The sequence below is a fragment of the Flagellimonas allohymeniacidonis genome (assembly GCF_004296335.1).
Classification (GTDB): Bacteria; Bacteroidota; Bacteroidia; order Flavobacteriales; family Flavobacteriaceae; genus Flagellimonas; species Flagellimonas allohymeniacidonis.
Genome location: NZ_SGIU01000001.1, coordinates 1,491,897 through 1,504,864, shown reverse-complemented (window position 1 = coordinate 1,504,864; position 12,968 = coordinate 1,491,897). Strand labels below are relative to the sequence as shown.

General features: G+C 43.3%; 9 protein-coding genes and 2 tRNA genes. 6 read left to right on the top strand and 5 right to left on the bottom strand.

Translation table 11 applies throughout. The features are described 5' to 3' along the window. Positions 1-18: 18 nt before the first annotated feature. Positions 19-1,500, bottom strand: a complete 1,482-nt coding sequence (gene cysS, locus EW142_RS06920) for a cysteine--tRNA ligase (RefSeq protein WP_130611578.1) — start codon at positions 1,498-1,500, stop codon at positions 19-21. Positions 1,501-1,513: 13 nt separating this feature from the next. Continuing rightward, a complete protein-coding gene (gene folE, locus EW142_RS06915) occupies positions 1,514-2,194 on the bottom strand; it encodes a GTP cyclohydrolase I FolE (RefSeq protein ID WP_130612520.1) in 681 nt (226 codons plus the stop codon). A gap of 134 nt (positions 2,195-2,328) precedes the next feature. Here folE and EW142_RS06910 point away from each other — a divergent pair, with 134 nt between their 5' ends. After that, positions 2,329-4,131, top strand: a complete 1,803-nt coding sequence (locus EW142_RS06910; RefSeq protein WP_130611576.1) for a T9SS type B sorting domain-containing protein — start codon at positions 2,329-2,331, stop codon at positions 4,129-4,131. 116 nt (positions 4,132-4,247) lie between these two features. Further along, positions 4,248-5,693: a T9SS type B sorting domain-containing protein gene (locus tag EW142_RS06905; RefSeq protein ID WP_130611573.1), complete on the top strand. Its 1,446-nt coding sequence runs from the start codon at positions 4,248-4,250 to the stop codon at positions 5,691-5,693. A 52-nt stretch (positions 5,694-5,745) separates the two neighbouring features. Here the strand turns inward: EW142_RS06905 and EW142_RS06900 are convergent, their stop codons facing one another. Then, on the bottom strand, positions 5,746-7,245 hold the full coding sequence (locus EW142_RS06900; RefSeq protein ID WP_130611570.1) for an OmpP1/FadL family transporter: 1,500 nt from the start codon (positions 7,243-7,245) through the stop codon (positions 5,746-5,748). Positions 7,246-7,280: 35 nt separating this feature from the next. Then, the gene (locus EW142_RS16685; protein WP_165395231.1) at positions 7,281-8,627 is read right to left on the bottom strand and encodes a hypothetical protein; all 1,347 of its coding nucleotides are present in this window, start codon (positions 8,625-8,627) and stop codon (positions 7,281-7,283) included. A 94-nt stretch (positions 8,628-8,721) separates the two neighbouring features. Between EW142_RS16685 and proS the strand changes: the two genes are divergently transcribed. The 4 genes from proS to rpsT all read left to right on the top strand — a co-directional run bounded on the left by proS (position 8,722) and on the right by rpsT (position 10,769). Continuing rightward, positions 8,722-10,197: a proline--tRNA ligase gene (gene proS, locus EW142_RS06885; protein WP_130611561.1), complete on the top strand. Its 1,476-nt coding sequence runs from the start codon at positions 8,722-8,724 to the stop codon at positions 10,195-10,197. A 79-nt stretch (positions 10,198-10,276) separates the two neighbouring features. Then, positions 10,277-10,348, top strand: a tRNA-Glu gene (locus EW142_RS06880). A 78-nt stretch (positions 10,349-10,426) separates the two neighbouring features. Further along, a tRNA-Glu gene (locus tag EW142_RS06875) sits at positions 10,427-10,498 on the top strand. Positions 10,499-10,517: 19 nt separating this feature from the next. Beyond that, the gene (gene rpsT, locus EW142_RS06870; protein WP_130611559.1) at positions 10,518-10,769 is read left to right on the top strand and encodes a 30S ribosomal protein S20; all 252 of its coding nucleotides are present in this window, start codon (positions 10,518-10,520) and stop codon (positions 10,767-10,769) included. 97 nt (positions 10,770-10,866) lie between these two features. Here rpsT and EW142_RS06865 read toward each other — a convergent pair whose 3' ends face one another. After that, the gene (locus EW142_RS06865; protein ID WP_130611556.1) at positions 10,867-12,783 is read right to left on the bottom strand and encodes an LruC domain-containing protein; all 1,917 of its coding nucleotides are present in this window, start codon (positions 12,781-12,783) and stop codon (positions 10,867-10,869) included. Positions 12,784-12,968 lie beyond the last annotated feature (185 nt).

The following is a 12,968-nucleotide window of genomic DNA, read 5'->3' as shown; positions in this document are numbered from 1 at the left end:
CTCGGGCAGGCTATCTGATTATTTTATGCTGTAGCTAGTGCCTTCTTTGTTATCCTTCAATTGAATACCCAAGGTAATCAGTTGGTCCCGAATTTTATCAGAGGTAGCAAAATCTTTGTTAGCCCGTGCCTGATTTCTAAGTTCGATAAGAAGTTCAAGTACCCCATTGAGTGCTTGGGAATCGTCTTTCGCCTCACTTTGATGTTCAATGCCCAATACCTCATGCACAAAAGCACGCATTGTTGAAATAAGCACTGTTTTGTCATTTTCGCTGATTGACTCCATTCCTTCCTTGATAAGATTGATATGTTTTACAGCATCAAACAAATGGGAAATCAAAATGGGCGTATTGAAATCGTCATTCATGGCGTCGTAGCACTTTTGGCGCCACGCTTCCACATCAAAATCCGATTTTGGACCAGTTGACAATTGGTCAGCAGTACTAAGGGCTTCCATCAACCTTAGGTATCCTTTTTCAGATGCTTGTAAAGCTTCATCACTCAAATCAAGAATACTGGTATAATGCGCTTGCATCATAAAAAAACGAACTACGGCCGGGGTATAAGCTTTGCTCAAAATACCGTTCTCCCCGCTAAAAATTTCATTGGGATAGATATTATTGCCGGTAGACTTTGACATCTTTTTACCATTCAAAGTCAACATATTGGCGTGCAGCCAGTAGTTTACGGGAGATTGGTCATTACTGGCTTCAGCTTGTGCAATTTCGCATTCGTGATGTGGAAATTTCAAGTCCATTCCGCCACCGTGGATGTCAAAGGTGTCCCCTAGATATTTGGTGCTCATGGCCGTACATTCCAAATGCCAGCCCGGGAATCCATCTCCCCAGGGTGATGGCCACCGCATGATATGGTGTGTGTCCGCTTTTTTCCAAAGTGCAAAGTCTTGCGGATTCTTCTTTTCACTCTGAGCGGTAAGTTCACGGGTATTGGCAATCATATCCTCTAATTTTCTTCCGCTTAACTTGCCATATTCGTGGGTTTCGTTGAATTTCTCTACATCAAAATACACAGAACCATTCACCTCATAGGCATAGCCCTTTTCCAAAATCTCTTTGATGATCTCAATTTGTTCAATAATATGCCCGGTAGCGGTGGGTTCGATACTGGGAGGTAGTAAATTGAATTTCTGTAGCGTATTATGGAAATCAACCGTATACCGCTGAACCACTTCCATGGGTTCAATCTGTTCCAATTTTGCCTTCTTCGCGATTTTATCCTCGCCCTCATCTGCATCATTTTCCAAGTGTCCGGCATCGGTAATGTTACGCACATATCGCACTTTATAGCCCAAATGCTTGAAATACCGGAAAATCATATCAAATGACATAAACGTGCGGCAATTTCCCAAATGAACATTGCTGTATACTGTAGGTCCACAGACGTACATGCCGATATGACCTTCATTTATGGGTTGAAATAGCTCTTTTTTTCCGGTAAGAGAGTTGTGTACTTTTAGCGGTTGGTTTTTATAAAGCTGCATGAAATAGGTGCAATTAAAACTCGGTTTCCAGGTTAATATAATCCAAAAACTCCCTTCTTACCGCCTCATCCTTGAACTTACCACCATATTCGGCGGTTACCGTACTGCTTTCTATATCGCGGATACCGCGGGAATTTACACATAAATGTTTGGCGTCGATAACGCAGGCCACATCTTCCGTTCCCAAAACTCTTTGAAGCTCTTTTACAATTTGGATATTCAAACGCTCCTGAACCTGTGGGCGTTTGGCGTAATAATCCACAATACGGTTCATTTTGGAGAGACCGACCACGCTTCCATTGGAAATATAGGCGACATGGGCCCTTCCCACAATGGGAAGTAGGTGATGTTCGCAGGTAGAATAGAGCACAATGTTCTTTTCTACCAACATTTCACCGTATTTGTACTTGTTTTTGAAGGTGGAGGATTTTGGTTTTCTTTCGGGATGTAGACCCCCAAAAATCTCTTTAACATACATTTTGGCCACCCTTTTTGGAGTCCCGTTAAGACTGTCATCCGTTAGGTCTAGGCCTAGGGTCAACATGATTTCGCGAACACTGTTTTGAATGCGTTCTATTTTCTCATCATCACTGAGTACGAAAGCATCTTCCCGAATGGGGGTTTCGCTGGAGGAACCAATATGTTCGTTTCCTCGCTCTTCATACTGCTCCTCCAATGCCTGCTGTAGTTTCATTTCCTTATTCTTCAAGGCAGCAAAGATATACATTAATGGCCTATTTAACATCTGGTATCCAGCGTTTGGCAACATAAATTATTGTTAAGGCAATGGGTACTTTATTTTTACTATGCCCAAAACTTGCAAGTTTTATGGTAAGACTTTTGATCAAAGTTATTTGCCTCGTATTCTTTTGTCCTATGGCCTTCGCTCAAGTAGCAGCGGATTGTGCCAGTGCTATTCCTATTTGCAATAATACCCCTATCAACGAAGGCGCCAATGGTTACGGCATTGATGATTTCAATGGTGCCACTTCTACAGGGTGTTTGGAAACCTCTCTATCTGGATTTATCGAGTCCAACTCGGTTTGGTATCGTTTCAGAACCTCAGCATCTGGGCAGTTGGGCTTCAATATTGGCCATGCCAACAACGAAGATTGGGATTTTGCCCTGTATCGTGCTTCAAGTTGCTCTGCTTTGGGAGATCCTATACGGTGTAATTTTTTCGATAATGGCGATGGCACGTCATATACAGGGGTGGGAGAGCATCCCGATGGTGGACAATTTTCCATTTATTTTGAGGATTGGGTGGATGTTGCTGCCGGAGAGGATTATTTTCTCCTTATCAATAATTTCAGCAATACCAACTCTGGATTTTCCATTCAGTTTACAGGAAACATATTCGCGACCAACCCCAATGATGCTTTGGACTGTTCCATAATTAGCAATCTTTTGGGACCTCCTGTGGCTGCCTGTGAAGGGGATAGCGTTCCTTTGGATGCCACAACGGTCGGTGCAACCGGATATAGCTGGTATCAAGACCTAGGTTCAGGGTTTCAACCCATCTCAGGGGAGACCAATGCCACCTATAACGCCACGGTTTCGGCAATTTATCGGGTAGTGGTCACCACAGCTACGGGTTCCGTGGTCAGTGATGTCCAAATAGGGTTTAATCCAATTCCCGTGACCGAAGCACTCTCCCATGAAGAATATTGCTGGGATTCCACCGTGTCCTTTGATCTTGGTGCCAAGGATGCCGAGGCGCTGGGAACTCAAAATCCTAACGACTTTAGGGTAAGCTATCATAGCTCCCAATCCGATGCGGAACTGGGAATCAACCCTTTACCAAAGATGTATCCTAAAACTTCAGGCTCTGAGATTGTGTATGTGAGAACTACCTCCCTGGCCAATCCTGACTGTTACGATGCGCTCGAAAGCTTTGAACTGAATGCCTTGGAGTTGCCAGAGCTTAGTTTTCCGGAGGAGGTTAGTATCTGCGAAGACTCTGCAGGTATCACGATTGGCGAGACCCTTCCGAATCCAGGCTATACCTACGCATGGGATTCTGGAGAATCCACACCGACCATCAACGTAACCCAAGCAGGTGCATATACCCTAACTGTAACCAATTCCTCCGGTACGATTTCTTGTCCCCAAACAAGAACGGTACAGGTGAGTATATCGAATGCCCCGGCTATTTCAGATATTGAAATAGATGACTTGAATACCAACAATGTGGTTACGGTGCTTACAGAGGTGGAAGGAAATTTCGAATACCAATTGGACGATGGCGTTTTCCAATCCAGCAACATTTTTCAAGGAGTTGCCGGGGGTATGCATACAGTGACCATGAGGGATACCTTAGGGTGTGGGGAAGTCACGGAAAATTTTGTGGTGGTTGGTTTTTCAGCCATTTTTTCTCCGAATGGGGATGTATTGAATGAAACATGGCATATTGAAGGCCTATCTGAATTGAATAGTCCTGTAATCACCATCTATGATCGGTATGGAAAATTGATTACCCAGCTAAATGAATTTGATGCAGGGTGGGATGGAAATCTCAATGGTAACCCACTGCCATCCACCGATTATTGGTTCAAATTGTCCTATTTGGACAATGATGGTAACCGGGTTTTGGCCAAGTACCTCAGGAATCATTTTTCATTGAAGCGTTGAGCCGAAGCTGCAGTTTATCGATTAACGGCGCATTTTTTTGGATAAAACATACTAAAACAGGGCTTTCTTAAGTTATAGTAGGAAGTACACAGAATAACCTTTTAGCCCCAAAACCCATGAGAGCTCTATTTTGCGCTATCTGCTGTTTTTTCCTGTTTTTTGTCGAAGCTTATTCCCAAAACTCCCCGGACTGTAGAACGGCCATTCCTGTATGTGCCGATGCTCCTATTTTGTCCGCAACGGATGGTGGTGGTGATATAGATGATTTTGACCCTAACGTAATTACCCAATCCGGATGTCTGGAAAAGGGTAGTGTTGCCTCCGCCAATATTGAAAACAACACCTCATGGTATGTTTTTAGAGCGGGCACTGATGGTCAAATTGGATTTGACATTGAAGCTTTGCCGGTAATCCCAGGCGGAATTGTAACTGCTGAGTGGGATTTTGCCCTTTATGGTCCGTTTGACCAAACATCTGGACAGAATTTTTGTGGAACCATTGGGGATGGTACTAGCCAACCCATACGCTGCAACTATGAAGTAAATGATACGGGCTTTACAGGTATCGGAGTAAACCCAATAAATGGGCAGCCTGGTGCACCTTTTGTCAAAGGAAGTCAAAATACGTATGATGAGTGGTTGGACGTTCAGGCCGGTGAAATCTACTATCTTTTTATAAACAATTACAACACCAACTTTAACGGTGATTCTGAACCTTTCTCGCTGACGTTTACGGGTAGTTCAGTGGATGCAGACCAAAACACTGCATTGGACTGTACACTTCGTGATGAGTTTTTGGGATTGGATATTATTGCCTGTGAGGGCGACCCCGATATTGTTTTAAGCGCTTTGAACTCTCCCGCTGGTCCTGATATTGCCAATGTTACTTGGGAAGTGGATTTTGAGGATGATGGAATTTATGACCAAGTTTTGGCCACAGGTGCCGGAGCTACGGAGCTCACAGTGACCAGTCCTAATTCTGGACGCTATCGTGTGACCATTGAAACAACCCTGGCAACTATCATTACTGATGACATTCTGATTACTTTTTATGGCGTTCCCCAGTTGGATGAGGTTCGCGTTATTGACGATTTGGTAAATAGTGATCAAACCGATCCATACAATGTAGAGATTATACCTTTGGGTGATGGAGATTTTGAATATGCCATTAATGGCGGTGAGTTTCAAGATGATCCTATTTTCTTGGATGTGCCTCCAGGAGTGAATACGGTTGTGATCAATGATAAGAACGGTTGTGGAACCACCGAACCTATTGAATTCTTGGTTGTGGGATATCCTAAGTTCTTTACCCCAAATGGGGACGGCATTCACGACAACTGGAACGTATTGGGAATTGAGACCCTAACCAATCCTGCAGTATATATTTTTGATCGCTATGGAAAACTTTTAAAGGAGTTAGATCAGAGCCTGGGCTGGGATGGTACGTTTAATGGACGCGAGTTGCCATCTTCTGATTATTGGTTTAGGTTGGATTATGATCGTGATGACCAAGGTGTTGTTGTTGCCCGTTCCGTTCGAAGGCACTTCTCTTTGGTACGATAAGAAAAAAGGTCGGAAAATTTCCGACCCTTCCCAAGCGCATTTTTGAGTTATATTAAAACTTAAGGGTGTACCCTAAGGTGATATTTGTATTTATCCGATTTATCATGGCCGTGCTACTAAGTCCTGAGTCGAACAATAACTCATTCACATCCCTTTCGGTTCTAACAAAAGCCAGATCTATTCTATTTCCTCCAAAGCTGTATCCCACTCCACCAGAATATCCGGTAAGATCTCCTATGATTTCTCCATTTTCATATGGACTTTCCTCATAGCGATATCCAGCTCTAAGACTTACTTGGTCTATTCGGTATTCGCCACCAACTCTATAGGTATTTACAATGCCCAAGGTATTGGCAATAAAATCATTTTCTGGCGCAAAGTTTGGATCGGTGGTGGGGCGCAATTCTGCTTGTGACATATCTTGGTAGCTATAATCAAAGCTCAATAGACCATCTTTCCCAAAGACCACGGCAACGCTTCCAGTAAGTTTTGATGGTGTTTTTATACGATATTCCTCAAAAAGATTAACAATTCCGAAGTCAATGAAATTAATATCCGGTTGAGCTAGGGTAGAATTGATACGTTGGGAAGTATCATCCGTAAACTCGTACCAGGTAGGGGATTGATAGCTACCACCAACCCTAATGTTATCGTTCAATTTGGCAATGGCACCCAATCCAAATGAAAATCCATAACCTTCGGTTCGCAAAAAGTTGTCAAAGGTGGTGAATTGAACAGGGGAATCTATATCGTATCCTGTTTCGTCCAATAGGGTAACCCTTTCAAAGAGGACCGAGTGGAAGTTTAACGAGGCTCCTAAGTACAGATTTTCCTGGTATTGCCCAGCAAAATTAAGGGTAAACTTGCTGTTGAATCCTGATGTGCTTTGCAGATAATCCTGATTAACATTGGTGTATTCAGCGTTGGAAAAATAGGAAGTATTGGCATCATCATCGGCCGTTGGCTCAATAAGACCGGCTTGAAAGCCCAAAAAGGCCTGTTGTGCGCCAAATCCAAGACTGCCACCAATATCTAAATAAGCATCTTCAATAAACTCTCCATCCTGCACTCGTAAGGGACCCAAGGGTTGACCTTCGGCAAAATTGAGAAAGTAATTATCTATGCCCTGTGTGACTGTTCCCGATGCGAAAAACTCATTATCAAAATTTTGGACCAAATCATAATTAACGGCCAAGGCCAGTTTTTTCCATGGACTGTCTGAAGATTTGAAAACGAAAACCCCTCCAGCTTGATTGAGCTCCACCGAGTTGATATCTCCACTTCGCAACGAATTGCCAAAGAAAACTTCGTTGTCCCTGTTATAGTTGGAACCCGAAATGGTAAACTCGCTGAAGTTAAAAACGGCGGAACCGGCCGGATTAATGTTTATGGAAGATAAATCACCCCCTAGAGCTCCAAAAGCACCGCCCATAGCTTGAAAACGTGCTGTACCCTGTACCTCTTCAAGACTGTATCGAAGTACATCGTTGATGTTCTGGCCACTTGCGAAAACGCATGAAAGTACCATTATGAAAGTTGAAAATCTTTTCATTTTGTCTGATTTAGTTTATTTGAAAATGGATGCGTTTATCTTCTTCGTCCACCACCACGACTTCCAGAAGACCTACCGGAAGAAGACCTACCTCCTCCAGAACTTCTAAAGCTGCCAGAGCTTCTGCTTCCGCTACGTGAGCTTCGGTAGCCGCTACTTCTGGAGCTTCTGCTCGGACTTCTATAACTTCCAGAACTTCTGGAGCTTCCGCTAGACCTACTGTAGTTGCTGCTTCTTGGGGCTGTTCTGCCCGAAGATTGATAACTTCTTGTGCTTCTGCCTGATGAGCGATAACCTGAGGAAGTTCTTCCAGAGGTTCCACTTCTGTAGGTCCTACTGTTTCCTGAAGAAGGAGATGACCTATAGGTTCTACTGCTTCTTGAAGAAGGAGATGTGCCATATGAACGATTGGTTCTTGAACTTGTGCCATAACCTGGAGAGGTTCGCGTACTTCGGCTTGTTCTGTAACTTCGATTTCGAGTTGCGGCATCAGCACTTACAGACCTTCTTGCCGTGCCGCTGCGATAGGTTCGCGAACTTCTATAGGCAGAAGAGCCCCTTCCAACATTCGATCTTCCGGCAACAGCCCGCGTCCTTGACGTCGAGCTTCTTCCTCTATATGATAAATTTGATCTACCGCCTCTTAGGTTTGTTCCAGGAATGACCGTATTGGAATATCCTCTGCGACCTCTATTGTAGGCAAATCCTCTATTGTAATAACGGTTGTTCCAGTAACCACCGCCCCATCCGTAGCCACCGCCCCAGACCCAAGGATTGTTCCAGCCCCAGCCAAAGCCTCCGCCCCAGCCCCAACCGAAACCGCCGCCCCAGCCAAAGCCACCGCCCCAGCCCCAGCGATTCCATCGCCAAGGGTTGTTCCAGCCCCAGCCCCAACCAAGGCCTCCGCCCCAGCCCCAGCCGTTCCAAAGCCATGGGTCGTTCCAACCCCAACCAAAGCCACCGCCCCAGTTGTCATAAACATTGATGGTGAGGTTCGTTGGGTTATCACCCCATGCAGGATTTCCTTGATAGGTATTGTTATCGGCAAAATAATCGGTTTGAGCTCCCAAGGGAATACTGTCGTTTTCTACACCACTTGAATAGCTGTCGATATCGGTAAAGATCTCGTCCTCTAAAATTTCATCGAACTCGTCGGCTTTTTGACCAAAATAGTCCCCATATACATCGCTCTCCCGATTATCATTTCTGACTGCTTCGGGGGATCTTTTTTCAACTCGTGTGACAGGTGCTCTGTTGGTTGAATATATACCATCATCTTCATAATAAGATGCCTGTTGATAGGATCCACAGGATGCAAAAAGGATGGCGACAAAAATCAGGGAAAAAAGCTTAAAAGTTAGGCGGGGTAGAGACTTTTTCATATCGCAATTTTTATTGTTGAACATACTAAAAATAACTAGCTTTACCGAATTATTTTCTAAACTAAGTCACAAGTTTTGTGCCAAACTACAGGGAATGGGTAAAAATTTAACAACTCGCAGTGAGGATTATTCCAAATGGTATAACGAGCTCGTAGTAAAGGCCGATTTGGCTGAAAACTCTGGGGTAAGAGGATGCATGGTCATCAAGCCGTATGGGTTTGCCATCTGGGAGAAAATGCAGGCCCAGCTGGATAAAATGTTCAAAGAAACAGGGCATGAGAACGCGTATTTTCCAATTTTTATTCCAAAATCGTACCTGAGCAAGGAAGCGAGTCATGTTGAGGGCTTTGCCAAGGAGTGCGCTGTAGTCACCCATTACCGTTTGAAAAATGCCGAGGATGGAAGTGGCATTGTTGTGGATGAAGATGCCAAGTTGGAGGAAGAGCTCATTGTTCGGCCTACATCAGAAACTATTATTTGGGATACCTATCGGCGATGGGTACAATCATATCGCGATTTGCCCATAATGGTCAACCAATGGGCGAATGTGGTACGATGGGAAATGCGAACACGTTTGTTTTTGCGTACTACGGAATTTTTATGGCAAGAAGGTCATACGGCCCATGCTACCCGGGAAGAGGCTATGGAGGAGGCGGAACAAATGATGCATGTATACGCTGAATTTGCTGAAGATCATATGGGTGTGCCTGTTATTAAAGGAACCAAGACAGAGAGTGAGCGCTTTGCCGGAGCAGAGGAAACCTTCTGCATTGAGGCTCTCATGCAGGATGGGAAAGCACTACAAGCTGGAACATCACATTTCTTAGGTCAGAATTTTGCCAAAGCATTTGATGTTAAATTTGCTACCAAGGAGGGAGGTCAGGAATATGTTTGGGCCACTTCTTGGGGGGTCTCCACGCGATTGATGGGCGCGTTGATCATGACGCATAGCGATGATAATGGATTGGTATTGCCTCCTAAGTTGGCTCCAATACAAGTGGTCATTGTTCCTATATATAAAGGTATGGAACAATTAGATGCCATTTCTGAACGTATCGGACCTTTAGTGAAAGAATTACGTTCCCAGGGTGTTTCCGTAAAATATGATAAAAGAGATACCCATAAGCCTGGCTTTAAGTTCAACGAATATGAGCTAAAAGGAGTTCCCTTGCGTATTGCTGTGGGACAGCGCGATTTGGCAAACGGTACCTACGAAATAGCAAGAAGGGATACCTTGGAAAAAGAAACCGTAGGTGCAGATACTGTTGTAGCGAAGGTATCTTCCCTTTTAGAAGAGATTCAGGATAATATCTATAAAAAGGCACTTGATTTCAGGACGTCACACATAACACCTGTGGATTCCTACGATGAATTTAAAAAGGTGTTGGAAGAAAAGGGAGGTTTTATTTCCGCGCATTGGGATGGTACCCGAGAGACGGAGGACAAAATAAAGGAAGAGACGAAAGCAACGATTAGGTGCATTCCATTTCCTCCTATAAAAGAGGAGGGAAAGTGTATGGTGACAGGGGAGCCATCTGGCCAAAGAGTGCTATTTGCAAAGGCCTACTAGCTAGCGGTAAAAATTCCTGCTAACTGTTGCAATACTTAAAAATAGTTGTATTTTTGCATCCGCAATTATGTAACCTTAGGGCCCGTTCGTCTAGGGGTTAGGACGCCAGGTTTTCATCCTGGTAACAGGGGTTCGATTCCCCTACGGGCTACGAAAGTGCAATGTTCATATAAAATGTTGGGAGTAACTATTGCACGGTATAAAGTTTATTGCTTCCGACTTAAATTATGGCCCGTTCGTCTAGGGGTTAGGACGCCAGGTTTTCATCCTGGTAACAGGGGTTCGATTCCCCTACGGGCTACAAAAAATAAAAAGAAAAGATGGCGAATCACAAGTCAGCATTAAAAAGAATTAGAAGAAACGAAGCTGTTCGATTGCGTAACCGATATCAGCACAAAACGGTACGTAATGCGATTAAGAAATTGCGTAATGAAGAGGATAAGAAGTCAGCGGAAGCTTTGTTGCCAACCGTTGTTGGCATGATTGATAAGTTGGCCAAAAGAAATATCATTCACAAGAACAAAGCAGCCAATTTAAAAAGCCAATTGATGGGAAAGGTAGCCGCAATGTAATTTGTGATTTGAAATATTATTAAAAACGCCCCACTTTTGGGGCGTTTTTTTATGCTATTAAATCGGCCTGTAATATAAAGGCAAGAGTTGCCGAACTTTAGTTGCTTCGTAGCTTTGTAACATTTCTGTAACCGGGAATATCTTTGTACCAGTCCTTTTTGCTTTTTCCTCCAGATACTCCCCATTCTTCAAAAAAGAGGTAACCTTCGTTCAAGGGTTCTTTTTCAAGTAATAAAGGAAAGGATTCAATCACGTTGATAGCCCAAGGCAAACCATTTTCCGTTGTGTAATCACCATCCACATCAGAGTTGTTGCCAGTAACTTCAGGTTGGGAATTTCCCAAGGTGGTAGACTTGTAATTCGCCAAATGAATTTCTTTGTCCCGCTCCCCATTGGCTACCAAAAATGGATTGTACGGGGCATAATCCAAGGAAGTGGCGACTAGGGGATTTACGAACAAAACACTGACCTTGTTTTCTTGGTTGACCAGGATTGAATGATCATCAAATAAGGGAATAACGGCGTGTTGTTGTCCCAGTTCTGTTCCGTTTCCTGCCAAACTGAAGACATCCCTGTCAAGAATTTGCCCTGATATTGACCCCACATTGTTTGGACTCAAACCCTCTATTTCAAAAGCAAAGCTGTTCACGAAGCCTGCACCATCGGAAGTCACTACATAATCAAAATCAATACCAACCATTTCGTTGCGTGCATTGAAAATTCTAGTAATTGAATAATCTAGGGCAGTATCGTTGAAATCCCAGTCACCCTTAAAGGGCCAGAGGTCTTCAAATATCAATGATGCCTTCGTAGAACTTGAGGGGTATGTTATAGCATAAGCCCTAGTTGCATCATTGGGGTATTCATCGACCGAATCCTCAACACCATCCCTATCTTCATCATTACAAATTTCTACCTCAGAAAATGTAAACCAATTGGTGTCGTTCTGCCCATTGGTGTTGGGATCATCAACTCTTCGCCAAACGATACGATTGAAAGTTCCTGATGCTGCCGAAATCAAAAGAGTTCCATAACCGTCCCGGTAATACCTCGCCTTTGACCTGGGATCTGTGTCCCTTAATATTCTTTCAGTATCATCATAAACAAACTCACTGCCCCCCGATAGTAGGGTTTCGGTGTGTTGGTCGCCTACAAATTGATACATGGAGGCATCCACACTTCTAAAGTGCATCAATAAGTTTTGTACAGGGGTATCAAATGTCATTTCAAACTCCACATAGCCATCTGGATCATTATTGGTGTCAATTTTTGAGCGTATCCAAAAGTTGAAACCATTAAAAGTGAAAATGGGAGTAGAAAAACCACCACCGGCAATGGAAAAACGATTTTTAAATTCAGCACCATTCACTGGGGTTGCCATAACAATGGCTGTAACTCCCTGCTTGGGAAATTGTATGTTGGAAATAGTGTTTACATCACCCGTGTTTCCAATAGAAACACTGGATACATCTGCATAAAACCTTTGACCATAAATGTTGGCGCAATCTGTATTGGATTGTTTTTGTGAATTCGCTTTTGAAGGAGCTCTTTTTCCCGAATTTCCGTTATAGGAGTAAGAAGCGGAATTTTGTATTATGGGAACGATGACTTCATTAACAGACTCATTTGATTTTCTTACAAGAAATATGTCTTCAATGAACGTGGATAGGTTCACACTTTCCAATATAGACCCATTAAGGGGTTGTTTTTCAAAAAGTTTATTTGGCAAAGGACCGATAATACTGTCTAAACTGTTGATTAGCTCATCGCTATAGGCATAGGCTTCGTAAACAACGTTTGGGGAATTGTCTGTGATATTAACTGATACTATGGTTTCGGTTACAAAATTAAAGTCGGCTGGAAATTTTAAATCGATCAAGGCTGGTTTATCCAGGTTAGTTGAATCCCTACTTAGCGATTCGAGGTAATCATTGTATTTTTCCTGCAGACATCCTTGAAGTAAGAAGGCAGCTGCTAAAACAAGGGTTGTTGAAAAAATTCTAAGCTTTATCATGACCAGTAAATCCCTTAAATGAACGAAAAAACCTACAAAAAACTCAGTTTTATCGATAAACGGCAATCCGAAGTTGCAAAAGCTGTTAAAAGCGTGGCGAGCGGAGAGTCATTCCTATGGTTGGCATTTTACTTTCAACATAGGAGTTCAGTTATGCGAGACCATGAGTGACTGGTTTTGCAATT